Source organism: Allobosea sp. TND4EK4 (genome assembly GCF_900156025.1).
In the GTDB taxonomy this organism is placed as follows: Bacteria; Pseudomonadota; Alphaproteobacteria; order Rhizobiales; family Beijerinckiaceae; genus Allobosea.
Map to the genome: position 1 here is coordinate 24,034 of NZ_FTMO01000018.1, position 26,504 is coordinate 50,537.

Here is a 26,504-nt window from a genome sequence, read left to right on the forward strand (position 1 = left end):
CCCTATTTTGGCGCCATCCGGAGCGCGCCGTCGAGGCGGATCGCGGTGCCGTTGAGCATGTCGTTCTCGATGATGCTGCGGGCGAGCGCGGCATATTCCTCCGGCTTGCCGAGGCGCGAGGGGTGGGGCACCGAGACGGCGAGCGAGGCCTTGGCATCCTCGGGCAGGCCCGCGAACATCGGTGTCTCGAACAGGCCCGGCATGATCGTGACGATGCGGATGCCGAGGGAGGCAAGGTCGCGCGCGATCGGCAACGTCATCCCGGCCACGCCGGCTTTGGAGGCAGCATAGGCCGCCTGGCCGATCTGGCCGTCTTCGGCCGCGACAGACGCGGTGCAGACGATCACGCCACGGCCGCCATCCGCCGTGACCGGCTCCAGCGCGGCGAGCGCCACAGCGGCTTTGGCGATGACCCGGAAGGTGCCGACGAGATTGATCGCGACCGCCTTCTCGAAGGTCGCCATGTCGTGGGCGACGAGTTCGCCCGTATCCCGCTTCCTCGAGACGACGCGGCGGCCCGGCGCGATGCCGGCGCAGTTGACGACGATGCGGGCGACGCCATGAGCCGCGCTCGCCTTGGCCAGGGCCTCTTCGACCGAGGCGTCGCTGGTCACGTCGCAGCTGCAGAACAGCCCGCCGATCTCGCTCGCCACGGCTTCTCCTCGCTCGGCGTTGAGATCGAGCAGCGCAACCTTGACGCCTTGGGCGGCGAGCATCCGGGCCGTCGCCTCGCCGAGGCCGGAGGCGCCGCCGGTGACGATCGCCGACAGGGAAGAATCGAGTTTCATGGCGCGTTTCCCGGAGCTCTTGCGTTGCAGAAGGGTTTAAGCGGCACGGCAGCTCCGCGAAAGCGGGTTTTGGGCGGAGCCTCTTGTGCAGCTTTGCCCCGAAACCATCTTTCGACATGGCGCGCCAAGACAGGCCGCACGATCATGTCATCCGCCATGAGCAAGGGAGTAGAATGGGAATGAGCCAGGGTTTCAGCTCTCGCTTCAGCCGCGAGGAGATAGCGGCGATCCGGGCGAGCCTGCGCGACGAGGCGAAATTCGGCTCCGACTTCATGAGCCGGCTGAAGCGTGTCGCCAAGCGCATTCCCTTCGCCGAGGACCTGCTGGCGGCCTGGTTCTGCACGCGCGATCCGCAGACGCCGCGGCGCGTGCGGCTGACGCTGCTCGCCGCGCTCGGCTATTTCGTGCTGCCGCTCGACGCGCTGCCCGACATCATGCCGCTGGTCGGCTTCACCGACGATGCTGCCGTGATCGCCGCCGCGATCGCCGCTGTCGCCGGCTCGATCAGGCCCGAGCATCGCGATCAGGCCCGGCAGGCTCTGGCAGACCTCTGAACGGCCTTCAGAACGTCAGCACCACCTTGCCCTTCGCCTTGCGCTCGCCGATGAGCGCATAGGCTTCGATCCAGCGCTCGACCGGGATGCGGGCATGGACATGGGCGCGGATATGGCCGCCGGCCGCCCAGTCCAGCAGACGTTCCATGTTCCGGCGATGGGCGGCGGGCTCGCGCCTGACGAACTCGCCCCAGAAGACACCGCGCAGGTCGCAGCCCTTGAGCAGCAGCAGGTTGAGCGGGATCTTCGGAATCTCGCCGCCGGCAAACCCCACGACGAGATAGCGCCCCTCCCAGGCCATGGAGCGCAGGGCCGCCTCGGCCAGCTCGCCTCCCACGGGGTCGTAGAGAACGTCGATGCCGCGGCCCTCCGTCAGCCGCTTGAGGCTGGCGCGGAGATCCTCCGCGGCGTAGTCGATCATCTCGTGCGCGCCGTGCTCGCGGGCGAGGGCCAGCTTCTCGCCCGAGGAGGCGCAGGCGATGACATGGCCGCCGAGCAATGCCCCGATCTCGACCGCAGCCAGTCCCGCGCCGCCGGAGGCGCCCAGAATGGCCAGCGTTTCGCCGGCCTTGAGCCGGGCGCGCTGGATCAGCCCGTGCATGGCGGTGCCATAGGTGACGAAGAGCCCGGCTGCCTGCGCGTCATCGAGCTGGTCCGGCACGCGCACCAGCGCTTGCGCCGGCACGACCACCTTCTCGCGGGCGGCGCCATAACCCAGCCAGGCGGCGACCCGCTCGCCGATCCGCCAGCCGGTGACGCCCTCGCCGATCGCGGCGATGGTGCCGGCGCATTCGGCGCAGGGAGAGAAGGGGAAGGCTGGCCGGGTCTGGTAGCGCCCGCGGATGATCAGTGTATCGAAGAAATTGAGCGCCGCTGCGCTGACCGCGACGACGACCTCGCCCGGCCCCGGCGCAGGATCGGGCAGCTCGGCCAGCGCGAGGTCTTCGGCAGGGCCGTGATGGTGGCAGAGCAGCGCCTTCATCGGGTCTCCATCGTCCGGTGGGCGAGCGGAATCCTGCCATGGCGCGCCGCTTGCCGGAACCGCTCCCTTGGTCGCGGCCATTCGTATTTTCGCCAGGATCGTGACACTCTATGCCGCCGGCCCGCGCGAGCGCATCGACAGCGACGTGGTAAACGCGGTGTTAAGATTTTTCGTGACTGATGGCGGTCCATGAGCAGCTCATTCCTTTCTCCGTCCGCCGCCATCCGTCTCCGCGTCGCCGGGCTCGGCCTTCTGGCCGCGTTCGCGACCGCTGCGTCCACCGCCACCGCCGCACCGGCCAAGCCGAAGCCGGCCGCCGCTTCGGCCGCCCCGGCAAGCGCCGGACAGGGCCAGGCGATGCTGCTGGAGACGGCGGGCAAATGGCAGGCCTTCTCCTCCCAGCAGGGCCGCTCCAAGGTCTGCTACGCCCTGTCGAAGGCCGAGACGCGCTCGCCGGCGAATCTCAAGGATGTCGAGGGCTTGCTCTTCATCTCGAACCGCCCGGCTGAGGGCGTGCGCAACGAGATCAGTTTCGTGATGAATTTCGACGTCAAGGAAGGCGTCGAGCATCAGGCGGTGATCGGTGCCGAGCGTTTCGCGCTGGTCGCCAAGGGCAAGAACATGTGGCTGAAGAACCCGGCCGAGGAGCCGCGCATGCTCGACGCGATGCGCAAGGGCGCCGGGCTGGAGATCAAGGCCCATTCGAAGCGCGGCAATCCGACCAGCGATAAATACTCGCTTGCGGGCATGAGCCAGGTGCTGAAGAAGGCCGACGACGCCTGCAAGTAAAGCGGCCGCGGCCACTGTGAGACGTCGAGCGGGCGGCCTTTAGGCCGCCGCTTCGCTTTGGGCGCCAAATATGCTATGGCCCTGCCATCGACGGGCGCCATGGGCGCCGATCCGAGCAGAGTTTTCCGATGTCCCTTGCCGTTTCCCCGATGACCGCTCCGGCGGCCGAACCCGTTTTGCGGCGGCCCTCGCTGGTCGGCCGCACGCGCGCCGGCATGGCGCAGGCCCTGGCCGAGATCGGCGTGCCGGAGAAGGAGCGGCGCATGCGCGTCGGCCAGCTCTGGAACTGGGTCTATCATTACGGCGTGCGCGATTTCGAGGCGATGACGACGATCGGCAAGGGCCTGCGGGCGCAGCTTGCCGAGCGCTTCTCGCTCGACCTGCCGGAGGTCACGGCCGAGCAGGTCTCGACCGACGGCACCCGCAAATGGCTGATGCGCATGCCGCCGACCGGCCCGCATGACCGCGGCGCCGAGATCGAGTGCGTCTACATTCCCGAAGTCGATCGCGGGACGCTCTGCGTCTCCAGCCAGGTCGGCTGCACCCTGACCTGCACCTTCTGCCACACGGGCACGCAGCGCCTGGTGCGCAACCTCACGACCGAGGAGATCGTCGCGCAGCTGATGGTGGCGCGCGACGGGCTCGGCGATTTTCCGAACCGCAAGCCGCCGGAAGGCGCCTTCGTTCCCAATGATGGCGGGCGCCTCGTCACCAACATCGTCTTCATGGGCATGGGCGAGCCGCTCTACAATTTCGACGCGGTGCGCGACGCCATCGACGTCATCGCTGACGACCAGGGGCTCTCGCTCGGCCGCCGGCGCATCACCGTCTCGACCTCGGGTGTCGTCCCGCAGATCGGCCCGCTCGGCGAGGAGATGGGCACGATGCTGGCCATCTCGCTGCATGCGGTGCGCGACGAGCTGCGCAACGAGCTGGTGCCGCTCAACAAGAAGTACCCGATCAAGGATCTGATGGAGGCCTGTCGGACCTATCCGGGCCTGACGAACGCCAAGCGCATCACCTTCGAATACGTCATGCTGAAGGGCGTCAACGATTCCGACGCCGAGGCGCGTGAGCTGGTGCGGCTGCTCAAGGGCATCCCGGCCAAGATCAACCTGATCCCGTTCAATCCCTGGCCCGGAACGAAATACGAGTGCTCGGACTGGGACCGCATCGAGCGCTTCTCCGAGATCGTCTTCCGCGCCGGCTACGCCTCGCCGGTGCGCACGCCGCGCGGGCGCGACATCCTCGCCGCCTGCGGGCAGCTCAAGAGCGAGACCGAGAAGCTCTCGGCCCGCGCCCGGCTGATGCTGGAGCAGGAGCAGCCCGCCGAGCCCGCCCCCGCCGTCGCGGCGGAGTAGTCCTCCCTTGGCGCTGCGCTGGCTGCTGCTGATCCCTTTCGCCTGCCTCGTCGCCATGGGAGCGGGGCTGCTCGCACTGGGCGCGGCCAGCGTCGCCTCGCCGGCCGTCGCGCTGACCATCGGCGGCGGCATCGAGCGGCTGCTCGACCTGCTGTTCGGGCTCGCCGATAGCGGCATCGACCCGACGCCCGCCGCCCAGGCGGCCTTCGCCATGGTCACGCGACTGGGCTTCGCGATCATCGTCGCGCCGGTGGTCATCGTCGCGATCGGCTCGGAGCTGTTCCGGCTGCGCAGCGGCCTGATCCAGAGCGGGCTGGCCGGTCTGCTGGCGGCGCTTCTGCCGCTGGCCATGCTCAGGCTGTCGCGGGCGCCGAGCCAGGCCGAGCTCCAGATCATCTCCGGGCTCTTCCTGGTCGGCGTCGTCGCGGGCTTCGTCTACTGGCTGATCGCCGGGCGCGGCGCGGGCGGGGAGCGGGCGCTGACCGGGGCGTGAGCCTTGGCGGGCCCGGGACGGGGCTTCAGTCGCCGATCGCCACGCCTTCCCGGCGCCCATCCGCGCCGCCCAGGAAGCCCTCGGGCGTCTTGACGATCGCTTGCGTGCCGGAGGTCATCTCCAGCAGACGGACCTCGTGGCCCTTCGCCTCGAGGGCTGCCTTCCAGGCTTCCGCTTCCGTGCCCTTTTCCAGTTCTGTCGGGCCGTTGCGGCTGCCGAAATTGCCGAAATCGACCGCCTGCTGCGGATCCATGCGCCAGTCGAGCAGAGCGACCAGGGACTTGGCGACATAGCCGATGATCTGACTGCCGCCGGGCGAGCCGACCACGGCGTAGAGCCGGCCGAAGGCGTCGAAGACCAGCGTCGGCGCCATCGAGGAGCGCGGCCGCTTGCCGGGCTCGACACGGTTGGCGACGGGCTTGCCGTCCTCCTCAGGAGCGAAGTTGAAGTCGGTCAGCTCGTTGTTGAGCAGGAAGCCGCCCTTGGTCATCAGGCGCGAGCCGAAGCCGTCCTCGATCGTCGTGGTCATCGCCACGGCATTGCCGGCCGCATCCACGATGGAGATGTGGCTGGTGCCGTGCTCGATGCCGTCCGAAGGGGCGAGCAGGCCCGCCCGCTTGTTGGGCGGGTCGCCGGCCTTGGCGCGGCCCATCGAGCGCTCGGGGTTCACGAGCAGGGCGCGGGAGCGGATATAGTCGCGGTCGATCAGCCCCGTGACCGGCACGCTCAGGAAGCCGGGATCGGCGAGATAGAGGTTGCGGTCGGCGAAGGCGAGGCGGCCCGCCTCGCTGAACCAGTGGGCCGCCTCCGCGCCCGGGCCCATGCGGCGCAAATCCTGCCCTTCCAGGATGCCGAGCATCTGCTGGATCGCGACGGCGCCGGAGCTGGGCGGTCCCATGCCGCACAGCCGCCAGACACGATAGGCACCGCAGACAGGCTCGCGCTCCTCGACGCGATAGGCGGCGAGATCGGCGAGCGCGATGTCACCGGGATTGGACGGATGGCCGGTGACGGTCGCGACGATGTCCTCGGCGATCGGCCCCTTGTAGAAGGCGTCGGCACCCTTTGCCGCGATGGCGCGAAGCGTCGCGGCGAAGGCGGGGTTCTTCAGAATCGTGCCGACCGCCCTGGGCTTTCCGTCGGGCTCGTAGAAATAGGCCGCGGCGAGGGCGTTCTTGGGGAGGTCCTTCTCGCGGGCAAGGAGCCCATTGAGACGCGGCGAGACCGGGAAGCCCTCTTCGGCGAGCTTCAGGGCGGGGGCGACGAGATCGGCGAAGGGCAGCTTCCCCCAGCGCCGATGCGCCTCTTCCAGCAGCTTGAGCGTGCCCGGCACACCGACCGAGCGACCGCCGACCACCGCCTCGCGGAACGGCATCGGCTTGCCGTCCTTCATGAAGCGGTCGGGTTTCGCGGCAGCGGGGGCGGTCTCGCGACCGTCGAGCGTCGTCACTTTGCGCGCGGCCTCGTCCCAATGGACGAGGAAGGCACCGCCGCCGATCCCTGAGCTCTGCGGCTCGACCAGGTTGAGGACGAGCTGGACGGCGATGGCGGCATCCACCGCGCTGCCGCCGGCCCGCAGGATCTCGCGGCCCGCCGAGGCGGCGAGCGGGTTGGCGGCGGCGGCCATGTATCGCTGGGCCGTGCCCAGGCTGCGGACGCTGCGGCCTGTCGCCGCTTCCGGTGCCGCCTGCATCTGCGCGAGAGCCGGAGCCTGGCAGGCGAGGCTCGCCAGCAGCAGGGCGGGCAACAGCAGCAAGGCATGGCGGCGCATGGCGAAGCTCTCCGGTCGGATCGGCACGATAGCGCAAACGTCGCAGGCTGCCAGCTTGGAGGCCCGGCCTTGCGCGGGTAAGGTCCGAATCGTGTTTTGCCTGACGTTGCCAAAAGGGGTTTCGGCATGTCGTTTACCGTCCAGCTTCGCCGCCCGCTTGCCTGGCTCGTCCTTGGACTCGTCGGTCTGGCCCTCGCCGGCTGCGGCTACAACAATGTGCCGACGCTGGAGGAGAGGGCCAAGGCGGCCTGGTCCGAGGTGCAGAACCAGTACCAGCGGCGTGCCGACCTCATTCCCAATCTCGTCGAGACCGTGAAGGGCTACGCGGCCCAGGAGAAGGACGTGCTGACCTCCGTCATCGAGGCGCGTGCCAAGGCGACTCAGGTCAAGGTGGACGCCTCGACCATCAGCGACCCGGTGAAGTTCAAGGAATACCAGGACGCGCAGAACCAGCTGACCGGCGCGCTGGGCCGACTGCTCGTCACGGTCGAACGCTATCCGGAGCTGAAATCGAACCAGAACTTCCTCGCCCTGCAGTCGCAGCTCGAGGGCACCGAGAACCGGGTGGCGGTGTCGCGGCGCGACTACATCGAGGCCGTGCGGGCCTATAACACCGAGATTCGGACCTTCCCGGGCGTGATCTGGGCCAAGTTCGTCTGGGGCGCGAAGCCGATGGAAACCTTCGCCGCAACGGCGGGGGCCGACCGGGCGCCGAGCGTGAAGTTCTAAGCTCGTGACCACCTTGCAGGACAAGGCGCCCAGAACTCCTCTCCCGGTCGGGAGAGGGGTCCTGCGTCGAGTCTCCGCATTCTTGGCTGTCCTGCTCTGGGCGCTTCCGGCTTTCGCTGCCGATCCGACCTATCCTGCCCTGACCGGCCGCGTCGTCGACGGGGCCAACATCATCGCGCCCGAAGCGCGCCAGCGCATCGAGGACAAGCTCAAGGCGCATGAGGACAAGACCTCCGACCAGGTCGTGGTCGCGACGGTGCCTTCGCTGCAGGGGGTGACGATCGAGGATTTCGCCAATGGCCTCTTCCGCCGCTGGCAGCTCGGGCAGAAGGCGAAGAACAACGGCGTGCTCCTGCTGGTGGCGCCGAACGAGCGGAAGGTCAGGATCGAGGTCGGCTATGGGCTGGAAGGCGCGCTGACCGATGCGCTCTCCAGCGTCATCATCTCGACGGCGATCGCGCCGAAGTTCCGCAGCGGCGATTTCGCGGGTGGGATCGAGGCCGGTGCCGATGCGATCCTGAGCATCCTGACCGGCGATGCCGAGCAATGGCAGCGACGGGCCGAGATCCGCAGCAACGAGAGCTCGCCGGCCGAGGACATCGCGGTGGTGATCGCCATCGTCCTCATCTTCTTCTTCATCGTCCTCTTCCTGCGCAGCCTGTCGCGGCAGAGCGGCGTGCAGCGCCACCGCACCCGGGACGGCCGCTGGATCGTGCTGCCGCCGAGTTCCGGCTCGGGCTGGGGTTCCGGTTCCGGCTGGGGTGGCGGCGGAGGGGGCTGGAGCTCCGGCGGTGGCGGATTTTCCGGAGGCGGAGGCTCGTCGGGAGGCGGCGGGGCATCGGGGAGCTGGTGATGGACGCTGCCGACAGGGATGCGATCGCGGAAGCCATCCGCCGCGCCGAGAGCCGCACCGCAGGCGAGATCGTCGTGGTGGTGGAGGGGGCGGCGTCGAGCTATCGCACGGTGCCGGTGGTGCTGGCCCTGACGCTGGCGCTGCTGGTGCCCTGGCCGCTGATCGCGCTCACCATGGCCAGCGCCCAGCGCATCTTCCTGATCCAGCTGATCTGTGCCGCCGCGCTGCTGGCGGGCTTGCTCTGGTACGGGCGCGGCGGACGGTTCGTGCCGGGCTTCGTCAAGCGGCGCCGGGCGCATGATGCGGCCTTGCGGGAGTTCGTCGCGCGGGGCCTGACCCGCACCAGCGGACGCACCGGAGTCCTGCTCTACGTCGCGCTGCAGGAGCGCTATGCCGAGGTCGTGGCGGATAGCGGTATCGATGGCCTGGTCGATGCGGGGCGCTGGGAAGCCATCATCGAGCCGCTGATCACGGCGGCGCGCGAGGAGCGGCTGACGGAAGGTCTGATCGCGGCGGTGGATGCGGCCGGTGCCCTGCTGGCGGAGCATGTCCCGCCGCGACCGAGCGACGTCGACGAGCTGCCGAACAAGGTCATCCTGCTGTAGGACGCACCTCAGGGCGCCGGCAGGCCTCGCGCGGCACCGAGGACGGGGCCCGGCATCATGCCGTATTTGCCCGGCTGGTCGGCCTGGACGACGACCACATAGCCATCCGCTTCCGGCGCCTGCGTCGCGCCGATGGGCACCGTCACGGTCGCCGTCTTGCCGGTCCAGTCGCCGACCCTGACCATGCTGCGCACGACATTGGCGTAGGACAGCGTCTTGCCCTGGTTCTCGCCGCGGGTCACGGGGACCGTTGCGTGGCGGGTGGTCGGCATCACCCAGATTCCGGCCGTCCGCTCCTCGGCCGCCCCGGAGGGGGAGACGGCGATGACGAGGCTGCCGCCCTCCTGCTTCAGCGCGACATGGGCAGCGAGGCCGGATGGCGTCATCTGGCGAACCGCCTTCTCGATCTCCTCCTTGTCGGAGCCGACAAGATGGGCCGTGCCGTTGACCACGACCTGCGGCGTGTAGACCTGCCCGTCGCCGCGGGCCTTGGCGTAGAATTTCTGCCGCTTGGCGAAAGCCTCCTTGCCGAGCGTGTCCTTCCAGCCGAGATAGTCCCAATAGGTCACTGGCAGCGTCAGCGCGATCATCGCGGGGTTCTTCGACAGCTCGACGACCAGTGCATCGGCCGGCGGGCAGGAGGAACAGCCCTGGCTGGTGAAGAGCTCGATCACCGCCTGCGGATCCTTGGCCGGCTGCGCCCAGGCGCCCGCGAGACCCAGGCCGAAGGTCGCAATCGTCAGGGCGATGTGGCGTCGGGCGGAGAGCATGGGGCTCACTCTGGCAGGGAAGGGTTGGTCCGCGGTTACCAAAGCCCCCGAAGCCCCTCAGATGGAAATCACGTTGCCTTGAAGACAGGCACCGTCGCAGGGCTGTGATCGAAGGCCGCCAGCGCATCGGCGGGGATCATATTGGGGCGCCAGCGCCGATGCATCCACAACCACTGCTCGGGATATTCCCGGACCCAGCCATCGACCACCGCCGTCATCATGGCCATGGCACCGCGCACGTCGATCTCTCCGGCGGCGTCGCGCGGCAGGTCGAGAGGCGGCGTCAGCTCGATCCGGAAGCGGCGATTCGGCAGGCGGATGACGCGCACGCCGTGAACCGGGCATTCGAAGCGCCTGGCGAACTTGCCGAGGATCGGGTTCGTCAGGGCGGGCCGGCCGAGGAAAGGCACGACCACGCCGCGGGTGAAATGCTGGTCGATCAGCATGCCGAGATGGCCGCCATTCTCCAGCACGCCCTGCATGGCGAAGGCCGCGCCCTGTCTTGCGGCTGCGAGCCCGCCCATGGCGCCAGAGCGGATCTCGTGGACGATCGCAGCGATGGCCGGGTCGTTCGGCGCGCGGAAGACGGCGGTGGTCTCGAGATCGTAGGTCGCGGCGCAGATCGCCGGCAGCTCCCAGTTGGCGAGATGGGCCGAGAAGATCAGACCGGGCTTTGCGTCGTCCTTCAGCGCGATGAAGTGCTCGATGCCGGTGACCTCGACGCGCGAGGGCCGGTCGGGGTTGTGGTAGTCGTAGTCGAAGATGTCCTTGAGATGGGCGTATTCGGCGGCGACGCGACCGAGGTTTTCCCAGGCCGCGCGCGCAATGCGCTTGACCTCCCGGTCGGGCATGCCGGGGAACGTCGCCCGGATATTGGCCAGCGCGACCCGGTTGACCGGGATCAGCGGGCTCGCCGTCCTGAGCAGCCAGCCGCCGAGGTCGCTGGAGCGATCGGGGCCCAGCAGGCGCAGGAATCCGAAGAGTGCGCGGATCGCACCGATCGTGATCGCCGCGCCGATGCGCGCAGCGAGGGCCTTGGCCTGTCTCAACACCGTCTGGTCAGTCCCGTCTCGCCCGTGCCGGCAGCAAGTCCGGGCCCGAAGGGCGCGATCTGGGGCAGGATGGGCCTCGCGTCAAGCCTGCGGCCCGTTCAGAAGGCGATGACGACCTTCCCGAACACCTTGCGCCCTTCGATGCGGGCGAGTCCCTTCTCGAATTCCGCGAGCGGAAACACCGAATCGATCACCGGCTTCATGCCACCGGCCATCTTCTCCAGCGACTGGGCGATGTTCTCGATGCGGCAGCCGAAGGAGCCGGTAATGCGGTATTGCTGCTGGAAGAGCTGCATCAGGTTGATGGTGGCCGAGGGGCCCGAGGTCGCGCCGCAGGTGACGAGGCGGCCGCCGCGCTTGAGACAGAGCAGCGAGCCGTTCCAGGTATCGGCGCCGACATGCTCGAAGACGACATCGACGCCTTTGCGCCCGGTGAGCTTGCGGACCACGCCTTCGAAGCGGTCCTCGCGATAGTTGATGACATGATCGGCGCCGAGCGCCTTGGCCTTGGCGCCCTTCTCGTCGTCACCCACGGTGGTGTAGACGGTGCATCCGATCGCCTTCGCCATCAGGATGGCGGCCGTGCCGATGCCGGAGCCGCCGGCATGGACGAGCACCGATTCGCCAGGCTCCAGCCTGGCATTGTCGAAGAGCATGTGCTGCACCGTTCCGAAGCCGATCGGCGCGCAGGCGGCATCCTCGAAGGAGACGCCTTTCGGCGCCTTGATGGTCAGGCGGGCCGGGCGGTTGAGCAACTCGCGTGCAAAGCCATCGATGTGGAAACCCATGATGCCGGCGACGTTCTCGCAGAGATTGTCGCGGCCCTCGCGGCAGGCCTTGCAGTGCCCGCAGGTATCCGCGCCATAGGCGGTGACGACGTCACCCGGCGCGAAGCCCTCGACTCCCTCGCCGACGCAGACGATCTCGCCGGCCGCTTCGACGCCCGCCGCCTGCGGCATCTTGCGCTTGGCGAAGGCCATGCCGCGAAAGCCCCAGAGGTCGAGATAGTTGAGGCCCACCGCCTTGATGCGGATCTGCACCTCGCCGGGAGCCGGCGGCGGCGGCGGATCGATCTCCTCGAGACGGAGGTCACGGTCGCCATGGAGCTGGAGAGAGCGCATGCGAAACGGTCTTTCAAAGTTGGTTCGGGTATGACCTGGCGGCATGGAATACGGCGAGGATCTCGATGCGTTCGTCCCGGACACGATAAGGGAGAATGTACGGCGATCCGGCCAAGACGAGCTCGCGCGTCCCGTGCTGACGTCCGGGGCGCCCGATTTCGGGGTGCTCCGTCAATGCCGCAGCGCGACTTTCGGTCATCGCGACCAGAGCGGAAGCGGCGGCACGGCTATCGCGTGCGACATACGCGAAAATCTCGTCGATTTCGCGCAATGCGCGCCTCGTCCAGATGATCTTCATGCCGGGCTAGGCCCGGTATTTCGCAAAGACCGCTTCCACCTCGGCATCGCTGGCGAAGTCGCCGCGATCGGCCTCGGCGAGACCTTCCTTGATGCGCCGAATCTGCCAGGCGTTCAGCTCGACATAGTCCTGTATCGCCTTGGCCGCGATCCAGCTTCGCGAGCGATCCGTATCGGCGGCCAGCGCGTCGAGCTTGGCGAGCATCTCGTCGTCGAGGCGAATGGTGAAGGCTGCCGTCATGTCGGTTCGCTCCGGTTCGGAGTGAACCGTACCACGAGGGTCCCCGCCGGTCGATTCAGCGGTGCACGCCGAGCTGCGCAGTCAGGCCGCCATCGATCGGCAGGACGGTGCCGCTGATATAGGCGGCCGGCTCGCTCATCAGGAAGGCGGCGAGGCCGGCGACCTCTTCCGGCTTCGCAAAGCGCCCGGCCGGAATCTGGCTCTGCATCTTGTCGCGATAGGCGGCGTAGGGCGCCATCATGTCGGTGTCGACGAAGCCCGGCGCGATGACATTGACGGTGACGCCGCGCTTGCCGGTCTCGACGGCGAGCGTCTTGGCGTAGGAGATCAGCGCGCCCTTGGATGCCGCATAGGCCGCGTTGCCGGGGTTCCCGCGCAAGGCTGCCACCGAGCCGATGGCGACGATGCGCCCGGTCCGGGCGCGGATCATCGCGCGCATCAGGCTCTTGGCGAGGCGGGTGAAGGCCCAGAAATTGACCTGCATCGCGGCCTCGGCCTTGTCCTGGTCCATCATCGCGGCGAGCGCGTCATAGGGCTGGCCGGCATTGTGGACGAGGCCGAAATAGCCCTCGCCCTCCCGCGCCTCGCAGAAGGCGTCGAGCGCGGCCTTGTCCGAGAGATCCAGCGGCAACGCCGTGACGCTGCGGCCGGGATGGGCTTCTGCGATTCCGGAGGCGAGCTCCTTCGCCTGCTCGGCCGAGGAGCGGAAGGTGAAGTCGACATCGTGGCCGGCGGCGGCGAGCGCGCGCACGATGGCGGCGCCGACGCCCTTGGCGCCGCCCGTCACCAGAATCCGGGTCATGCGGCCTCCGGCGGCGCGGTCAGCACGAGGCAGGTGTTCTGGCCGCCGAAGCCGAAGGAATTGGAGATCACGGTGCGCACCTTCGCCTTGCGGGCCTGATTCGGCACGACATCGAGCGGGATCGCCGGATCGGGATTGGCATGGTTGATCGTCGGCGGAATCGTGCCGTTGGCAATGGTCAGGAAGGAGATCACCGCCTCGACCGCGCCGGCCGCCGTCAGCGTGTGGCCGATCATCGACTTGTTGGAGGAGATCGGCAGGCTCGGCATGCGCTCGCCGAAGACGGCGGCGCAGCTCATCGCCTCCATCTTGTCGTTCTCGGGCGTCGAGGTGCCGTGGGCGTTGATGTAGTCGACGTCGTCGGGCGTAAGCCCGGCATCGGCCAGCGCGTCCTGCATGGCGAGGATGGCGGGCTTGCCGTCCGGGCTGGAGCGCGTGCGGTGGAAGCCGTCGCCGCGCTCGCCGCAACCGGCGACGATGCCGAGAATGGTCGCTCCGCGTGCCAGAGCGTGGTCGTAATCCTCCAGCACCAGCGCGCCGGCTCCTTCGCCCATGACAAAGCCGTCACGGTTCTTCGAGAAGGGCTTGGCAGCGGCGTCCGGCGGGTCGTTCTGGGTGGAGAGCGCCGACAGCAGCGAAAAGCGGATCAGCGCCTCGGCATGGATCGAGCCGTCGGTGCCGATGCAGAGCGCGGCGGCCGTCTCGCCGCGGCGGATCGCCTCGACGCCCATCTGGATCGCGGTCGCGCCCGAGGAGCAGGCCGTCGACAGTGAGATCGGCGAACCCTGCGTGCCGAAGCGCTCGGCGATATGGTCGGCGACGGTGCCGAACAGGAACATCTCGTGCATGGCCTTGAAGCGCTGCGAGGCGGCTGCCCGGAGCAGGCCGTCATAGTCGACGTCCCCGTCCAACGTCTGCGCGAGTTCCTGCTTCTGCGGCCATTCCATCTCGACGGGCGGGACCGCCATGAACAGCTCTCCCGGGAAGGCGCCGGGCTGTCCGAGGCCGCTCTGGGCGATCGCCTCCTCGGCCGCCAGCGTCGCGAGCTTCTCCGAGAGCTGAGGGGCGCTGAACGGCTCGTCGAACAGGAAATCGACCGTGCCGCCGATGGTCGTGCGCAGTCCCTCGGTGGGGAAGCGCTCGATGGCATGAATGCCGGACTTTCCGGCCGTCAAAGCCTGCCAGTTCACGTCCTTGCCCTGGCCGAGCGAGGTGACGATGCCGAGCCCGGTGACAGCCACCAGGGGCCGGCCCTTGGCGTCGCGATGTGTGCCTTGCGTGGTCATGGAACTGCCTCTCACGCTTGGATCAGGCGCGCTGCACCTTCGCCGCGCCAATGTCCGGCGCCGGTCACGACCGCTTCCTTCGCCTGCCCGGTCGACAGGGCGATCGCCGCAAGCGCTACGGAGACCGGGAACGCGGCTTCGAGCGCGTGGCCGACGAGATCGCCGGTGGCGACGCGCCGGGCCGTCGGTGCACTCTTCGACAGCGCCGCGGCCTCTTCCGCCGTGATGCCGGCGCAGCCCGTCGCAGCGGAGATCGCGAGCGTCGGTGCGGCGCCGAGCCCGTCGAGCAAGCCGGTCAGGGCCGTTTCGACGCCGCCCGGCTGCCGCCTGGCGTGGCTGGCTGCAACACGGCCGAGCCGGGCGTGGACCTTTGCGCCGCGGGCGGCGGCGCGCGCGGCCGATTCCAGCACGAGAAAGGCGCCGGCGCTGCCGGTGATGGCGCCCGGCGCATCGTCGCGTGCGAAAACCGGGGCGAACGAGCCATGGCGCAGGAAGCCGCCGAGCTCCAGCAGAAGCAGCATGTCGCGGCGTTCGGCGTTGTAGGCACCGCCGACGAGCATCAGCTCGGACTGGCCCGCGGCGATGCGTGCCTGGGCGATGCGAATCGCGTCCACGCCGGCCTGCTCCTCGCCCATGAAGGTCCGCGAGGGGCCGGTGATGCCGTGCACGATACCGATATTGCCCGCCAGCAGATTGGAAAGCTGGGCGAGGAACAAGGTGGGACGCAGGTCGCCGGTCAACCGCTCGTTGAGATAGGCGCCCGGCGCGTTCGCGTTGCGCAGCCCGGTCAGGATGGCGGAATCGACCGCATGGTCGCGCTCGCCGCCGCCGGCCGCCACGATGACCTGCAACGCGCTCTTGGCCTCGGTGTCCTCCTTGAGGCCGGCAGAATCCAGCGCAAGCCCGGCGGCATAGACGCCGAGGCGCTGCCAGGGCTCCATCTGGCGCTGATCGGATTTTTTGGGGATCTGGCGGTCGAGCTCAAGCGCTGCGAGCGGGTGGATCGGGTAGGGTTTGAAGCCCTCGGTATCGACGACCGGCTGCGAGCCTTCGGCCAGCGCCGCCGCATGGGTCTCGATGCCCTCGCCCAGGGAAGAGACGATGCCGATGCCGGTGATGACGACGTCGCGGTCGGCTTGTGCGCTGATCATGGTGCAGGCTCCGGCTCGAGGCCGATGGCTTCGATACGGCCTTGCATCAGGGTGCGCATGTCGGCCGGGAAGGGCATCAGGCGAAAACGGAGCTGCGCATCGCAGATCGGCTTGCCAGCACTGGAGAGCTTCGCCTTGGTAGCGGCGTAGCCCGAGCCTTCGATGACGAGTTCGGCTTCGGCGTCGAGCACCGTTCCGGGCTCGACGAATGTGCGAAAACGAGCCTTGTCGACCGTCATCAGGAAGGGCATCTGGGACAGCCCATTGAGGCCGAGAAGGAGATAGCCGGAGGCCTGCGCCATCGTCTCGGTCAGCAAGACGCCGGGAACGAGCGGGTGGCCGGGGAAATGGCCCTCGAAGACCGGGCTCGCGGCCGGGACGGTGGAGCGCGTGACGATGCGCTTCTGCGACGGATCGAAGGTCACGACCGTGTCGATCATGTCGAAATATTCGAGGCGCATGCGAACCTTGATCTGAGAGACGCCCTAACGGCGCAAACCCGCGATGCGGACCGGATGATCCGCGCCACGGGTTCATGCTCTATCGGGAGGAGCGCGCCGGCTCAAGTCCGGCGGCGAGCACGGCTCTGGCGCCGTGCTCAGGCCTTCTTGGCGGCGACCAGCTCGTCGATGCGCTTGCACAGGTTCTCGAGCACGAAATACTGCTCGGCCGGCGCCTTGCCCTCGTTGACCTCCTGGGTCCACTGCTCGAGCGGCAGCTTGATGCCGAAGGCCTTGTCGATCGCGAAGGCAATGTCGAGGAAGGCGAGCGAGTCGATGCCGAGATCGTCGATGGCGTGGCTCTGCGGCGTGATCTTGTCGCGCGGAATATCGCAGGTTTCCGAAATGATGCCGGCGACCGTCTCGAACGTGGCGGACATGCGGGTGCTCCCGTCTTGAAAGAGTGAGGCGGGCGACATCCGGGCGCGGACGATCGTCCTGCGCCTGCCCCAAGCCCCCCGCCAAGGATGACTGTGACGCCCCCTTACACCGCGTGGGGTGAGAGGACAACTGCGTCCAGTCCGGAAGCGGGCAGCGACGCATTCTGGCGCAGATCGTGCCGCCGCTCGTCAAGGTTGCGGATTGACGCAACGTTAAGCATCGGACGCGATACTCTATTCTTCCCGAGGCGGTTGAGGGACGGACCGTGGTTTCGCTGCGAACGCGCTTTGCCTTGCTGTGCCTGTTCCTTGCCTTCATCACCAGCGCGGTGGCGGGCATCGGGATTTATTCCTCGTCTCGCATGGGCGGGGCGATCGACGAGTTGGCCAACTCCGCCACCGCGATCCGCAACCACACCATCGGCGACATGCTGCATGACGGCCTTCGGGCGGATGTCTATGCCGCCCTCATCCGCTCCGATACGGGCTTGGACGGTGCCGAAACCACCGCCGAGACGCGCGCCCACGCCCAGGAGTTCTCGGAGCGCATCGCTGCGACCAAGGCAATCGTCGAGTCCGCCGAGACACGCGCTCGGCTGGAGGCGCTGGACGAGCCCCTGAAGAGCTACATCGCCCAGGCGGTGACGCTCGTCGAACTCGCCTTCAGGGACCGCAAGGCGGCGCTCGCAGGCATGGCGTTGTTCGACGAGCGCTTCGAGGCGCTCGAGAAGTCGATGAAGGAGGCCGGCGACGCGCTCGAGGCCGAGGCGGTGGCGGCGCAGGCCAGCGCGGGCACGGCCCGCGGGCTCGCGGAGACCGTCGCGGTTTCGGGTCTCGTCATGGCCCTGCTGACGGCGCTCGGTCTCTATGCCACCGTGTTGCGCAGCATCGCCCGGCCGATCGCGGAGATCGTCGCGACGATGCGGCAGCCCGGTTCGGAAGCGGTGACCGTTGTGATTCCGCATCGCGACCGGCGCGACGAGATCGGCGAGATGGCCCGGTCCATCGGCACCTATCAGGATGTTCTGGCCGGACGCGCGGCCGAGGAGCAGATGCGGCGGGACGAGGAGCTGCGGGTTTCGCAGGGGCAAAGCGCGGCTTTCGCAGAAACCGCTCAGCAGATCCGGCGCGCGGTCGACGCTGCGGTGCATGGCGATTTCAGCCACCGCGTCGACAGCGAAGCCCAGCAGGGCGAGATGGCGGCGCTCGTCACGGGCATCAATCAGATCAACATGGCGATCGACGACGCGACGACGACCTTCGCGGATATTCTGGAGGCCATCGCCGAGGGCGACCTGACCCGGAGCGTCGGAGCCGAATATTCCGGCAAGCTCGGTTCGGTGAGCGGCTCCATCAACGGAATGGTCGAAAAGCTGTCGCTGACGGTGACGGTGATCAAGCAGACGGCGCGCGAGGTCGCCGCCGCCGCCGACGAGATCAAGTCCGGTGCGGAAAACCTGTCGATCCGCACGGAGGAGCAGGCCTCGTCCCTGGAGGAGACCGCGGCGACCACCGAGCAGCTGGCCGCCTCGGTGAAGGCCTCGGCCAACGCCTCGCGGCAGGCGGTCGATCTCGCCGAGAACGCGACGCGCGTCGCCCGCAACGGCGGCGCGATCGTGACCGACGCGATCGGCGCGATGAACCGCATCGAGCTCGCCAGCGGCAAGATCACCGCCATCATATCCGTCATCGACGGCATCGCCTTCCAGACCAACCTGCTGGCGCTGAACGCGGCGGTCGAGGCGGCGAGGGCGGGCGATGCCGGCAAGGGCTTCGCGGTCGTGGCCTCCGAGGTCCGGGCGCTGGCGCAGCAATCCGCGGATGCGGCCAAGGGCATCTCCGGCCTGATCAACGACACCACGCAGGAGGTGGTCGCCGGGGTCAAGCTCGTGCGCAGCGCGGGCGAGGTGCTGGGCGAGATCGTCGAGGCGACGCAGAAGGTAGCCAGCACGGTGACGGAAGTCGCCGCCGCCTCGGGCGAACAGTCGAACGGCATCGACGAGATGAGTCAGACCGTCGTGCGGATGGACGAGATGACGCAGCAGAATGCGGCGCTGGCGGAGGAAAGCGCGGCCGCCGCCGTCATGCTCGGACGCAAGATCGCGGAACTCGATGCTCTGGTGGCCGCGTTCCGGACCGGGCAGGCCGTCGCGCCCTCTCGCCGCCAGGACCACGTCCCGCCCCTGCGCAGGGCCGGCTGACGGCGCCGTCCGGCATCCTCCGCATCTCTCACATGAAAGGGCCGCGGCATCGTGCGATGCCGCGGCCCTTCATCTTGAATGCTCGCCTGCCTCGCCGGGGGGTAGTCCCGGCGTTTGCGAGCCTCAGGCGGCCAGGCCGCGCAGGACGTATTGCAGGATGCCGGCGTTGCGGAAGTAGTCGATCTCGTCCAGCGTATCGATGCGGCAGAGGATCGGGACCTTCTTCATCGAGCCGTCGGCATAGGTGATCTCGGCTTCCATCATCTGGCGCGGCTTCACGTTGGCGAGGCCCTTGATGGTGACCATCTCGTCGCCCTTCAGGTCGAGCGAGGCCCAGCTGGTGCCCTCCTGCAAGGTGAAGGGCACGACGCCCATGCCGACCAAGTTCGAGCGGTGGATACGTTCGAAGCTCTGGGCGATCACGGCCTTGACGCCGAGCAGGTTGGTTCCCTTCGCCGCCCAGTCGCGCGAGGAGCCGTTGCCGTATTCGACGCCGGCGAAGATCACCAGCGGCACGTTCTCCTGCTTGTACTTCATCGCCGCGTCGTAGATCGGCAGCTCTTCCTTGGACGGGTAGTGGATGGTGTAGCCGCCCTCGCGCCCGTTCGGGCCGAGCATGTGGTTGCGGATGCGGATGTTGGCGAAGGTGCCCCGCATCATCACCTCATGGTTGCCGCGGCGCGTGCCGTACTGGTTGAAGTCCGCCACCGCTACGCCGTGCTCGGTGAGATAGGCGCCGGCCGGGGAAGCCGCCTTGATCGAACCGGCCGGGGAGATGTGGTCGGTGGTGATCTTGTCGCCGAAGAGGCCGAGGATGCGCGCACCGGCGATGTCGGAGATCGCGGCCGGCTTCTGCTGCATGCCCTGGAAATAGGGCGGGTTCTGCACATAGGTCGAATCGTCGTCCCAGGCATAGGTCTCGGAGGTCGGAGCGTTGACCGCCTGCCAATGCGCGTCGCCCTTGAAGACGTCGGCGTATTTCGCCTCGAAGATCGCGCGGGTGACGTTCTGCTGGATGAACGCCTGGATCTCCTTGTTGGAGGGCCAGATGTCCTTCAGGTAGACGTCCTTGCCGTCCGAGCCCTGGCCGAGCGGCTGGGTCGTCAGGTCCATCTGCACCGAGCCGGCGAGCGCATAGGCGACGACCAGCGGCGGCGAGGCGAGGTAGTTCGCCTGGACGTCAGGCGAGACGCGGCCTTCGAAATTGCGGTTGCCGGAGATGACGGCGCCCGCGATCAGGCCCTTCTCGTTGATCGTCCTGGAGATCGGTGCCGGCAGCGGGCCGGAATTGCCGATGCAGGTGGTGCAGCCGAAGCCGACGAGGTTGAAGCCGAGCTTGTCGAGATCGGCCTGCAGGCCGGCCTTGGCGAGGTACTCGGCGACGACCTGCGAGCCGGGGGCGAGCGAGGTCTTCACCCAGGGCTTGACCTTGAGGCCCTTGGCGACGGCGTTGCGGGCGAGCAGGCCGGCTGCCATCAGCACCGAGGGATTCGAGGTATTGGTGCAGGAGGTGATGGCGGCGATGACGACGTCGCCATGGCCGAGGTCGAAGTCTTCACCCTCGACCTGCACGCGGCGGGAGAGTTCGCCACCCTTCTTGTAGTCGCTTTCCATCGCAGCCGCGAAGCCGGACTTGACGGCGGAGAGATCGACGCGGCCCTCGGGACGCTTCGGGCCGGCCATGGAGGGCTGCACCGTCGAGAGGTCGAGTTCGAGCGTGTCGGTGAAGACCGGATCGGCCGTTTCGCGCGTGGCGAACAGGCCCTGGGCCTTGCTGTAGGCCTCGACCAGCGCGATGCGCTCCGACTTGCGGCCGGTCGTGGTGAGGTAGTCGATCGTTTCGGCATCGACCGGGAAGAAGCCGCAGGTGGCGCCGTATTCCGGGCCCATATTGGCGATGGTTGCGCGGTCGGCGAGGGTCAGATTGTAGAGGCCCGGGCCGAAGAACTCGACGAACTTGCCGACGACGCCCTTCTTGCGCAGCATCTGGGTGACGGTGAGCACGAGGTCGGTGGCGGTGATCCCTTCCTTGAGCGAGCCGGTCAGCTTGAAGCCGATGACCTCCGGCAGCAGCATCGACTGCGGCTGGCCGAGCATGGCGGCCTCGGCCTCGATGCCGCCGACGCCCCAGCCGAGTACGGCGAGGCCGTTGACCATGGTGGTGTGCGAATCGGTGCCGACGACCGTGTCCGGATAGGCGACCTCGACCTGCGCCCCCTCGATCGTCTCGGCCTTCGTCCAGACGGTCTGGGCGAGGTATTCGAGATTGACCTGGTGGCAGATGCCGGTGCCGGGCGGAACGACGCGGAAATTGTCGAAGGCCTGCTGGCCCCATTTCAGGAACTTGTAGCGCTCCTGGTTCCGCTCATATTCGAGCTCGACGTTCTGGGCGAGCGCTTTGGGCGTGCCGAACTCGTCGACGATGACCGAGTGGTCGATGACGAGATCGACCGGCACCAGCGGGTTGATCTTCTGGGCGTCGCCGCCGAGCGCCTTGACGCCGTCGCGCATCGCGGCGAGGTCGACCACCGCCGGCACGCCGGTGAAGTCCTGCATCAGGACGCGGGCGGGGCGGAAGCCGATTTCCTTGCCGGCCTTGCCCTTGTCGTCGAGCCAGCCGACGAAATTCTCGATATCGGCCTTGGTGACCGAGCGCCCGTCCTCGTTGCGCAGCAGGTTCTCGAGCAACACCTTCATCGAGAAGGGCAGCTTCGAGATGCCGGGCAGGCCGTTCTTTTCGGCGTCGGGCAGGGAGTAGTAGGTGTAGCTCTTGCCGCCGACGTCGAGCGTCTTGCGGGCCTTGAATGAGTCGAGCGAAGCCATCGCAGAAGGATCCTGATCAAGGGGTTGCGGTCGCGACCGGCCTGCCCTCAAGGGATGTTGCCCTTGCGGACTACGCCGTTCGAAGGCCTAATGCGCATGACGCGCGCGCCGCCCCGGGAGTGCCCGAGCCCCGCGCCGGATCGGCGTGCGGCGTAGCCGCGGGTTCTATAGAGCAATTCCAAGATGCGCGCTACATGAACGAAAAGTGGTCGAACGCGTCGGCGGCAGCGCAGCATTGAATCCGATATCCTTTCCCCATCTGCGGCTTTTCGCCGAGAATCTGACCTGTCGCCGCGGCGGCAGGCTGATTTTCGAGGGCGTTAGCCTGTCGCTCGCATCGGGCGAGGCAGTTTCACTCACCGGGCGCAACGGCGCCGGCAAGTCGAGCCTGATCGCCATGCTGTGCGGGCGGCTGCGCCCCGAGGCAGGCAGGATCGGCGTCGAGGGGGCGGACGAGGCGGAACTCACGGAACTCTGCCATCTCGTCGGCCACCGGGACGGGCTGAAGACCGCGCTGACGGCGCAGGAGAACCTCGGCTTCGCCCAGGCCGTGCTCGGGCAGCCCGCGGCCACCCCGGTGGAGGCCCTGGCGGCGGTGGGGCTCGCCCATGCCGCCACGCTGCCGGTCGGCTATCTTTCGGCGGGGCAGAGGCGGCGGGTCGCGCTGGCGCGGCTCCTGGTCGCCGCGCGGCCGTTCTGGCTGCTCGACGAGCCGATGTCGGCGCTGGATACGGCCTCGCAGGCAATGCTGACCGGTCTGATGCGGGACCATCTCGCCCAGGGCGGGGCGATCCTGGCCGCGACCCACGGCCCTCTGGGGCTCAATGAAGCCCGCGAACTCCGGATCGGGCCATGAGACGCGCCTTCCTCGCCATTCTCAGGCGGGACCTCACGCTGGCGGCGCGAGCCGGCGGCGGCGGGGAACTGGCGCTCGTCTTCTTTCTGACGCTCGTGGTGCTGGTGCCCTTCGCGCTCGGGCCCGATCTCAACCTGCTCTCGCGCATCGGCCCGGCGATCCTGTGGCTGGGGGCCCTGCTCTCCGTCCTCATCGGCCTCGACCGCCTGTTCCAGGCCGATGAGGAGGACGGGTCGCTCGAGTTGATGCGCGCCTCGCCGCTGCCGCTGGAAGCGGCGGTGCTGGCCAAGGGGCTGGCGCATTGGCTGACCACCGGGCTGCCGCTCGCGCTGGCGACGCCGCTGCTCGGCCTGCTGGTGGCCCTGCCGGTGGAGGGCGTGCTGCCGCTCGTCGCGACGCTCGCGGTCGGCACGCCGGCACTGAGCTTCATCGGTGCGGCAGGCGCCGCGGTCGCCGCGAGCCTGCGCCGCGGCGGGCTGATCGTGCCGGTGCTGGTGGCGCCGCTGACGATCCCTGTGCTGATCTTCGGGGTCTCGGCCGCCAATGCCGCGCTGGGCGGGACGGTGCCCTTCCGCACGCCCTTCCTCATCCTTGCCGGCCTGTCGCTGGCCTCGGTCACGGTGGGGACGCTGGCTGCCGCTGCCGCGCTGCGCTCGGCGGAGTGAGCCGCTTTTGCTGAAGCTCTGCGCTTCGTGATGTCGCAGCGCGCCGGCACGGATTGCTTGGAACCCGTCGAGATTGCTAGAGCAGCGGGAATGGCATTTCCCGGACAGGACTCTTCGCAAGACGCATGGCCAGCCTGATCGACCTCGCCAACCCGACGCGTTTCATGCGCTTGTCGGCCGTGCTCCTGCCCTGGCTTGCGGCGGCGGCGGCGGTGCTGCTCGTCGTCGGCTTCTATCTGGCCTGGTTCTCCGCTCCGCCCGACTACCAGCAGGGCGAGACCGTGCGCATCCTCTATGTCCATGTCCCCGCCGCCTGGCTGGCGATGATGTTCTATTCGATGATGGCGCTCTCGGCGCTCGGCACGCTGGTCTGGCGCCATCCGCTGGCCGATGTCGCGCAGAAGGCGGCGGCGCCGATCGGTGCCTGCTTCGCCCTGATCTGCCTGGTCACCGGGGCGCTGTGGGGCAAGCCGATGTGGGGCACCTACTGGGTCTGGGATGCGCGGCTGACCTCGATGCTGGTGTTGCTGTTGATCTATCTCGGCATCATCGCGCTCTGGCGCGTTCTCGATGAGCCGTCGCGGGCGGGTCGTGCCGTCGCCATCCTGACGCTGATCGGATTCGTCAACGTGCCGATCATCAAGTTCTCGGTCGATTGGTGGAACACGCTGCACCAGCCGGCCTCGGTCTTCCGCATGGGCGGCTCGACGCTCGATCCCTCGATGCTGTGGCCCCTCCTGATCCTGGCCGCCGGGTTCACGCTGTTTGCGCTTGCGCTCCACATGGTCTCGATGCGGGCGGAGATCATGCGCCGCCGGGTGCGGACGCTGACGATCCTGGAGGCCGAGCGGCTCGATCGCCTGGCTGCGCAGGGAGCCCCGGCATGAACGATCTGATCGCCCCGCTCGGCCCGCATGCGGACTATATCCTCGGCTCCTATGCAGCGGTCGCGGTCGTCCTCGTCGGGCTCGCTGCCTCGATCCTGCGCGACCATGCCGCGCAGAAGAAGGCGCTGGCGGCGCTCGAGGAGCGCGGCGCTGGCCGACGGTCCGGCCGGAGGGCGTCGTGAGCGCTGCCGGGCCCGACACCGAGGACGGCCAGCCGCGTCGGCGCTCGCCGCTGATCTATCTCGTGCCGCTGATCCTGTTTGCCGGGCTTTCCATCATCTTCGGGGTCGGCCTGTTTTCCGGCGATACCAGCCGCGTTCCCTCGGCCCTGATCGGCCGGGTGGCGCCGGCCGTCGCCCTGGCTCCGGTCGAGGGTCTGGCCCGGGATGGGCAGGCGGTGCCCGCCTTCGGCAATGCCGACCTGGCGAAGGGGCGGGCCACCATCGTCAATGTCTTCGCGAGCTGGTGCGCGCCCTGCAAGGTCGAGCATCCGGTGCTGATGGGCATCGCGCAATCGGAGGCGGTCAGCCAGGGCAAGGTCGCGCTGGTGGGGCTCAACTACAAGGACGAGGCCGAGAACGCGCGGCGGTTCCTAGGGGCGCTCGGCAACCCGTTCTCGGCTGTCGGCGCCGACAAGGCCGGCCGCTCGGCGATCGAATGGGGCGTCTATGGCGTGCCGGAGACCTTCGTGATCGGGCCGGACGGGCGCATTCTCGACAAGCATGTCGGCCCGCTCGACCAGGCGGCGGCGAGCAAGCTGCTGCAGAGGGCGCTGAAGGGAAGCTGACGGTCAGGCTTCGTCATTGCGAGGAGCAAAGCGACGAAGCAATCCAGAGGACTTGGCAGAACGGCGGCAATCCAGTCCCTCTGGATTGCCTTCGCTGCGCTCGCAATGACGGAAGGCGGCGGCCTCAGGCCGCCTTGGCCGAAACCAGGCTCTCGAACAGGCCGCGACCGTCCGTCCCGCCGACGAGGGAATCGATCAGGTTCTCGGGGTGCGGCATCAGGCCGAGCACATTGAAGCCCGGCGAGTAGATGCCGGCGATGTTGTTGAGCGAGCCGTTGGGGTTGGCTTCCGGCGTGACCGCTCCGGTCTCGTCGGCATAGCGGAACGCGACGAGGCCTTCGCCCTCGAGCCGGGCGAGCGTCTGCGCATCGGCGATGTAGTTGCCTTCGCCATGGGCGATGCAGACATCGATCGCCTGCCCGGCCGCATAGCTGCGGGTGTAAGGCGTGTCGTTGCGCTCGACCTTGAGATGCTGGCGCTTGCAGACGAATTTCAGATGGGCATTGCGCACCAGGATGCCGGGAAGCAGACCGGCCTCGCAGGCGATCTGGAAACCGTTGCAGATGCCGAGCACATAGCCGCCGCGGGCGGCATGGGCACGCGTGGCGTCCATGATGTGGGCGCGGCCGGCAATCGCGCCGGTGCGCAGGTAGTCGCCATAGGAGAAGCCGCCCGGCAGCACGACGAGATCGGTCCCTGCCGGCAACTCGCTGTCGGCGTGCCAGACATGCGCGACCTCGGCGCCGGCCTGCTTCAACGCCTTGGCGACGTCGCCGTCGCGGTTGGAGCCCGGAAAGGTGATGACGGCGGCCTTCATGATCTCAGGCTCCGATCTCGATGCGGTAGTTTTCGATCACCGTATTGGCGAGCAGCTTGTCGCAGGCGGCCTTCAGCGCGGTCTCGGCCGCGGCCTTGTCCGAGCCGGACAGCTCGATGTCGAAGACCTTGCCCTGGCGAACCGAATCCACACCCTCGATGCCGAGCGACTTCAGCGCGCCCTCGATCGCCTTGCCCTGCGGATCGAGCACGCCGGTCTTCAAGGTGACGGTGACGCGGGCTTTCATGGGATTCTCCGGGCGCGGGCGCTATGGCGCTGCCTTAACGAGGAATCGGGGCGGGCTCAACCGTTTCCCGCGGTTTCACGTGAATCAGCGACTGCGCCACGCGGCCTGCGCATCCTGCTTCGCGGCTTCGATCTCGTCGCTGACGCCCAGCGCGACGAGGAGCCTGTCGCCCTGCCAGCCATAGAGGATGGCTGTCACGCCCTGTCGCGCCGTGGTCTTCGCGCGGATTGTCACCATGACGCCTTTCGAATCGGGGCTGTCGAGGCGGACATAGCTGGTGAGGCTGCGTTCCGGTGCCGGCGGTAGCGGCTTGCGTCCGGCGCGCTGCCGCTCGGCCGCGCGCTCGGCGCTCTTTTCCGCCGCAAGCCGTGCAAAGGCGCGCGCGAGCTGGGCCGGGTCTTCCGACAGCGCCTGCTCCATCCGTCGGCCACGCTCGCCCTCGAAGGCGACGAGAGCGGCGAAGCCGGGTCGGATGCAGACATCGCGCGGGCAGAACACCATCGCCCGTGCTTCGAGCCCGTCGTTCAGCACCCAGGCGCCGATCGGCAGCGGCTGCCAGCCGGCCGAGGCGGGCAGATCGGCGATACCGTAGCCGAAATCGTTCGCACAGGAGCCGAGCAGCAGGGCGCAAGCCGAAACGAGGGGCAGAACGCGAAAACGGGAGCGCATGGGCTCCCGCTTCGTCTTCGATTGTGG

The 26,504-nt window shown here is 68.3% G+C and carries 30 protein-coding genes; 13 read left to right on the forward strand and 17 right to left on the reverse strand.

The features are described 5' to 3' along the window. Positions 1 to 2: 2 nt before the first annotated feature. A complete protein-coding gene (locus BW981_RS18700; RefSeq protein WP_076441990.1) occupies positions 3 to 788 on the reverse strand; it encodes an SDR family NAD(P)-dependent oxidoreductase in 786 nt (261 codons plus the stop codon). Positions 789 to 967: 179 nt separating this feature from the next. Between BW981_RS18700 and BW981_RS18705 the strand changes: the two genes are divergently transcribed. Further along, entirely contained in the window at positions 968 to 1,342 is a 375-nt protein-coding gene (locus BW981_RS18705) for a YkvA family protein (RefSeq protein WP_076441992.1), read from the forward strand. Between the two features lie 7 nt (positions 1,343 to 1,349). Here BW981_RS18705 and BW981_RS18710 read toward each other — a convergent pair whose 3' ends face one another. Beyond that, complete coding sequence (locus BW981_RS18710; protein WP_076441994.1) at positions 1,350 to 2,324, reverse strand: NADPH:quinone oxidoreductase family protein; 975 nt, start codon at positions 2,322 to 2,324, stop codon at positions 1,350 to 1,352. Positions 2,325 to 2,513: 189 nt separating this feature from the next. Between BW981_RS18710 and BW981_RS18715 the strand changes: the two genes are divergently transcribed. From BW981_RS18715 to BW981_RS18725, 3 genes are all read left to right on the forward strand, one after another. Continuing rightward, positions 2,514 to 3,113, forward strand: a complete 600-nt coding sequence (locus tag BW981_RS18715; RefSeq protein WP_083712479.1) for a hypothetical protein — start codon at positions 2,514 to 2,516, stop codon at positions 3,111 to 3,113. A gap of 128 nt (positions 3,114 to 3,241) precedes the next feature. After that, on the forward strand, positions 3,242 to 4,474 hold the full coding sequence (rlmN, locus tag BW981_RS18720; protein WP_076441996.1) for a dual-specificity RNA methyltransferase RlmN: 1,233 nt from the start codon (positions 3,242 to 3,244) through the stop codon (positions 4,472 to 4,474). 7 nt (positions 4,475 to 4,481) lie between these two features. Continuing rightward, positions 4,482 to 4,967 carry a hypothetical protein gene (locus tag BW981_RS18725; protein ID WP_076441997.1) on the forward strand — a complete coding sequence of 162 codons (486 nt, stop codon included), beginning with the start codon at positions 4,482 to 4,484 and terminating at the stop codon, positions 4,965 to 4,967. Between the two features lie 25 nt (positions 4,968 to 4,992). Here the strand turns inward: BW981_RS18725 and ggt are convergent, their stop codons facing one another. Next, the gene (gene ggt / locus BW981_RS18730) at positions 4,993 to 6,738 is read right to left on the reverse strand and encodes a gamma-glutamyltransferase (protein WP_076441999.1); all 1,746 of its coding nucleotides are present in this window, start codon (positions 6,736 to 6,738) and stop codon (positions 4,993 to 4,995) included. A gap of 126 nt (positions 6,739 to 6,864) precedes the next feature. Between ggt and BW981_RS18735 the strand changes: the two genes are divergently transcribed. The 3 genes from BW981_RS18735 (at position 6,865) to BW981_RS18745 (ending at position 8,925) form a co-directional block, all read left to right on the forward strand. Next, positions 6,865 to 7,467: a LemA family protein gene (locus BW981_RS18735; RefSeq protein ID WP_076442000.1), complete on the forward strand. Its 603-nt coding sequence runs from the start codon at positions 6,865 to 6,867 to the stop codon at positions 7,465 to 7,467. Positions 7,468 to 7,549: 82 nt separating this feature from the next. Beyond that, positions 7,550 to 8,320, forward strand: coding sequence for a TPM domain-containing protein (locus BW981_RS18740; protein WP_244560373.1), 771 nt, complete (start codon positions 7,550 to 7,552; stop codon positions 8,318 to 8,320). After that, positions 8,320 to 8,925, forward strand: coding sequence for a TPM domain-containing protein (locus BW981_RS18745; RefSeq protein WP_083712481.1), 606 nt, complete (start codon positions 8,320 to 8,322; stop codon positions 8,923 to 8,925). The genes BW981_RS18740 and BW981_RS18745 overlap by 1 nt, the downstream gene beginning before the upstream one ends. A gap of 8 nt (positions 8,926 to 8,933) precedes the next feature. Here the strand turns inward: BW981_RS18745 and BW981_RS18750 are convergent, their stop codons facing one another. From BW981_RS18750 to BW981_RS18795, 10 genes are all read right to left on the reverse strand, one after another. Next, positions 8,934 to 9,695: a DUF1223 domain-containing protein gene (locus tag BW981_RS18750; RefSeq protein WP_076442003.1), complete on the reverse strand. Its 762-nt coding sequence runs from the start codon at positions 9,693 to 9,695 to the stop codon at positions 8,934 to 8,936. Positions 9,696 to 9,763: 68 nt separating this feature from the next. Further along, positions 9,764 to 10,744, reverse strand: coding sequence for a lipid A biosynthesis lauroyl acyltransferase (locus BW981_RS18755; RefSeq protein WP_244560374.1), 981 nt, complete (start codon positions 10,742 to 10,744; stop codon positions 9,764 to 9,766). A 101-nt stretch (positions 10,745 to 10,845) separates the two neighbouring features. Continuing rightward, positions 10,846 to 11,868, reverse strand: a complete 1,023-nt coding sequence (locus tag BW981_RS18760) for a zinc-binding dehydrogenase (protein WP_076442006.1) — start codon at positions 11,866 to 11,868, stop codon at positions 10,846 to 10,848. A 13-nt stretch (positions 11,869 to 11,881) separates the two neighbouring features. Next, positions 11,882 to 12,166 (reverse strand): type II toxin-antitoxin system RelE/ParE family toxin, encoded by a 285-nt coding sequence (locus BW981_RS18765; protein WP_076442008.1) that lies wholly within the window; start codon positions 12,164 to 12,166, stop codon positions 11,882 to 11,884. Positions 12,167 to 12,172: 6 nt separating this feature from the next. Next, positions 12,173 to 12,406 carry a CopG family ribbon-helix-helix protein gene (locus BW981_RS18770; protein ID WP_076442010.1) on the reverse strand — a complete coding sequence of 78 codons (234 nt, stop codon included), beginning with the start codon at positions 12,404 to 12,406 and terminating at the stop codon, positions 12,173 to 12,175. A gap of 55 nt (positions 12,407 to 12,461) precedes the next feature. Continuing rightward, positions 12,462 to 13,208 carry an SDR family oxidoreductase gene (locus BW981_RS18775; RefSeq protein WP_076442011.1) on the reverse strand — a complete coding sequence of 249 codons (747 nt, stop codon included), beginning with the start codon at positions 13,206 to 13,208 and terminating at the stop codon, positions 12,462 to 12,464. Then, positions 13,205 to 14,494, reverse strand: a complete 1,290-nt coding sequence (locus BW981_RS18780) for a beta-ketoacyl-ACP synthase (RefSeq protein WP_076442013.1) — start codon at positions 14,492 to 14,494, stop codon at positions 13,205 to 13,207. Before BW981_RS18780 ends, BW981_RS18775 begins: the two co-directional genes overlap by 4 nt. A gap of 11 nt (positions 14,495 to 14,505) precedes the next feature. Then, the gene (locus tag BW981_RS18785) at positions 14,506 to 15,645 is read right to left on the reverse strand and encodes a beta-ketoacyl-ACP synthase (protein ID WP_076442015.1); all 1,140 of its coding nucleotides are present in this window, start codon (positions 15,643 to 15,645) and stop codon (positions 14,506 to 14,508) included. Continuing rightward, positions 15,642 to 16,106: a 3-hydroxyacyl-ACP dehydratase FabZ family protein gene (locus BW981_RS18790; RefSeq protein ID WP_076442017.1), complete on the reverse strand. Its 465-nt coding sequence runs from the start codon at positions 16,104 to 16,106 to the stop codon at positions 15,642 to 15,644. Before BW981_RS18790 ends, BW981_RS18785 begins: the two co-directional genes overlap by 4 nt. Positions 16,107 to 16,243: 137 nt before the next feature. Further along, entirely contained in the window at positions 16,244 to 16,525 is a 282-nt protein-coding gene (locus BW981_RS18795; protein ID WP_076442018.1) for an acyl carrier protein, read from the reverse strand. Positions 16,526 to 16,791: 266 nt separating this feature from the next. Between BW981_RS18795 and BW981_RS18800 the strand changes: the two genes are divergently transcribed. Further along, positions 16,792 to 18,726 (forward strand): methyl-accepting chemotaxis protein, encoded by a 1,935-nt coding sequence (locus BW981_RS18800; protein ID WP_076442020.1) that lies wholly within the window; start codon positions 16,792 to 16,794, stop codon positions 18,724 to 18,726. 123 nt (positions 18,727 to 18,849) lie between these two features. Here the strand turns inward: BW981_RS18800 and acnA are convergent, their stop codons facing one another. After that, the gene (acnA, locus tag BW981_RS18805; protein ID WP_076442022.1) at positions 18,850 to 21,549 is read right to left on the reverse strand and encodes an aconitate hydratase AcnA; all 2,700 of its coding nucleotides are present in this window, start codon (positions 21,547 to 21,549) and stop codon (positions 18,850 to 18,852) included. 259 nt (positions 21,550 to 21,808) lie between these two features. Between acnA and ccmA the strand changes: the two genes are divergently transcribed. The 5 genes from ccmA (at position 21,809) to BW981_RS18830 (ending at position 24,744) form a co-directional block, all read left to right on the forward strand. Continuing rightward, positions 21,809 to 22,405, forward strand: a complete 597-nt coding sequence (ccmA, locus tag BW981_RS18810; protein WP_076442051.1) for a heme ABC exporter ATP-binding protein CcmA — start codon at positions 21,809 to 21,811, stop codon at positions 22,403 to 22,405. Next, positions 22,402 to 23,070 (forward strand): heme exporter protein CcmB, encoded by a 669-nt coding sequence (gene ccmB, locus BW981_RS18815; protein WP_076442024.1) that lies wholly within the window; start codon positions 22,402 to 22,404, stop codon positions 23,068 to 23,070. Before ccmA ends, ccmB begins: the two co-directional genes overlap by 4 nt. 125 nt (positions 23,071 to 23,195) lie before the next feature. Next, a complete protein-coding gene (locus BW981_RS18820) occupies positions 23,196 to 23,957 on the forward strand; it encodes a heme ABC transporter permease (protein WP_076442025.1) in 762 nt (253 codons plus the stop codon). Then, entirely contained in the window at positions 23,954 to 24,139 is a 186-nt protein-coding gene (gene ccmD, locus BW981_RS18825) for a heme exporter protein CcmD (RefSeq protein ID WP_139333848.1), read from the forward strand. Before BW981_RS18820 ends, ccmD begins: the two co-directional genes overlap by 4 nt. Beyond that, positions 24,136 to 24,744: a DsbE family thiol:disulfide interchange protein gene (locus BW981_RS18830; protein ID WP_076442027.1), complete on the forward strand. Its 609-nt coding sequence runs from the start codon at positions 24,136 to 24,138 to the stop codon at positions 24,742 to 24,744. The genes ccmD and BW981_RS18830 overlap by 4 nt, the downstream gene beginning before the upstream one ends. A gap of 124 nt (positions 24,745 to 24,868) precedes the next feature. On the opposite strand, the gene purQ is transcribed toward BW981_RS18830, so the two are convergent. The 3 genes from purQ to BW981_RS18845 form a co-directional block, all read right to left on the reverse strand. Beyond that, entirely contained in the window at positions 24,869 to 25,561 is a 693-nt protein-coding gene (purQ, locus tag BW981_RS18835; RefSeq protein ID WP_076442029.1) for a phosphoribosylformylglycinamidine synthase subunit PurQ, read from the reverse strand. A gap of 4 nt (positions 25,562 to 25,565) precedes the next feature. Then, positions 25,566 to 25,808, reverse strand: coding sequence for a phosphoribosylformylglycinamidine synthase subunit PurS (gene purS, locus BW981_RS18840; protein WP_076442030.1), 243 nt, complete (start codon positions 25,806 to 25,808; stop codon positions 25,566 to 25,568). Between the two features lie 84 nt (positions 25,809 to 25,892). Continuing rightward, complete coding sequence (locus BW981_RS18845; protein ID WP_076442032.1) at positions 25,893 to 26,477, reverse strand: hypothetical protein; 585 nt, start codon at positions 26,475 to 26,477, stop codon at positions 25,893 to 25,895. Positions 26,478 to 26,504: the final 27 nt, after the last annotated feature.

What these genes read in the sequence shown, in the direction of transcription:
- BW981_RS18700 (WP_076441990.1), bottom strand. Translation starts at nt 788, where the DNA reads ATGAAACTCGATTCTTCCCTGTCGGCGATCGTCACCGGCGGCGCCTCC.
- BW981_RS18705 (WP_076441992.1), top strand. Translation starts at nt 968, where the DNA reads ATGAGCCAGGGTTTCAGCTCTCGCTTCAGCCGCGAGGAGATAGCGGCG.
- BW981_RS18710 (WP_076441994.1), bottom strand. Translation starts at nt 2,324, where the DNA reads ATGAAGGCGCTGCTCTGCCACCATCACGGCCCTGCCGAAGACCTCGCG.
- BW981_RS18715 (WP_083712479.1), top strand. Translation starts at nt 2,514, where the DNA reads ATGAGCAGCTCATTCCTTTCTCCGTCCGCCGCCATCCGTCTCCGCGTC.
- rlmN (WP_076441996.1), top strand. Translation starts at nt 3,242, where the DNA reads ATGTCCCTTGCCGTTTCCCCGATGACCGCTCCGGCGGCCGAACCCGTT.
- ggt (WP_076441999.1), bottom strand. Translation starts at nt 6,738, where the DNA reads ATGCGCCGCCATGCCTTGCTGCTGTTGCCCGCCCTGCTGCTGGCGAGC.
- BW981_RS18735 (WP_076442000.1), top strand. Translation starts at nt 6,865, where the DNA reads ATGTCGTTTACCGTCCAGCTTCGCCGCCCGCTTGCCTGGCTCGTCCTT.
- BW981_RS18745 (WP_083712481.1), top strand. Translation starts at nt 8,320, where the DNA reads ATGGACGCTGCCGACAGGGATGCGATCGCGGAAGCCATCCGCCGCGCC.
- BW981_RS18750 (WP_076442003.1), bottom strand. Translation starts at nt 9,695, where the DNA reads ATGCTCTCCGCCCGACGCCACATCGCCCTGACGATTGCGACCTTCGGC.
- BW981_RS18760 (WP_076442006.1), bottom strand. Translation starts at nt 11,868, where the DNA reads ATGCGCTCTCTCCAGCTCCATGGCGACCGTGACCTCCGTCTCGAGGAG.
- BW981_RS18765 (WP_076442008.1), bottom strand. Translation starts at nt 12,166, where the DNA reads ATGAAGATCATCTGGACGAGGCGCGCATTGCGCGAAATCGACGAGATT.
- BW981_RS18770 (WP_076442010.1), bottom strand. Translation starts at nt 12,406, where the DNA reads ATGACGGCAGCCTTCACCATTCGCCTCGACGACGAGATGCTCGCCAAG.
- BW981_RS18775 (WP_076442011.1), bottom strand. Translation starts at nt 13,208, where the DNA reads ATGACCCGGATTCTGGTGACGGGCGGCGCCAAGGGCGTCGGCGCCGCC.
- BW981_RS18780 (WP_076442013.1), bottom strand. Translation starts at nt 14,494, where the DNA reads ATGACCACGCAAGGCACACATCGCGACGCCAAGGGCCGGCCCCTGGTG.
- BW981_RS18785 (WP_076442015.1), bottom strand. Translation starts at nt 15,645, where the DNA reads ATGATCAGCGCACAAGCCGACCGCGACGTCGTCATCACCGGCATCGGC.
- BW981_RS18790 (WP_076442017.1), bottom strand. Translation starts at nt 16,106, where the DNA reads ATGCGCCTCGAATATTTCGACATGATCGACACGGTCGTGACCTTCGAT.
- BW981_RS18795 (WP_076442018.1), bottom strand. Translation starts at nt 16,525, where the DNA reads ATGTCCGCCACGTTCGAGACGGTCGCCGGCATCATTTCGGAAACCTGC.
- acnA (WP_076442022.1), bottom strand. Translation starts at nt 21,549, where the DNA reads ATGGCTTCGCTCGACTCATTCAAGGCCCGCAAGACGCTCGACGTCGGC.
- ccmB (WP_076442024.1), top strand. Translation starts at nt 22,402, where the DNA reads ATGAGACGCGCCTTCCTCGCCATTCTCAGGCGGGACCTCACGCTGGCG.
- BW981_RS18820 (WP_076442025.1), top strand. Translation starts at nt 23,196, where the DNA reads ATGGCCAGCCTGATCGACCTCGCCAACCCGACGCGTTTCATGCGCTTG.
- ccmD (WP_139333848.1), top strand. Translation starts at nt 23,954, where the DNA reads ATGAACGATCTGATCGCCCCGCTCGGCCCGCATGCGGACTATATCCTC.
- purQ (WP_076442029.1), bottom strand. Translation starts at nt 25,561, where the DNA reads ATGAAGGCCGCCGTCATCACCTTTCCGGGCTCCAACCGCGACGGCGAC.
- purS (WP_076442030.1), bottom strand. Translation starts at nt 25,808, where the DNA reads ATGAAAGCCCGCGTCACCGTCACCTTGAAGACCGGCGTGCTCGATCCG.
- BW981_RS18845 (WP_076442032.1), bottom strand. Translation starts at nt 26,477, where the DNA reads ATGCGCTCCCGTTTTCGCGTTCTGCCCCTCGTTTCGGCTTGCGCCCTG.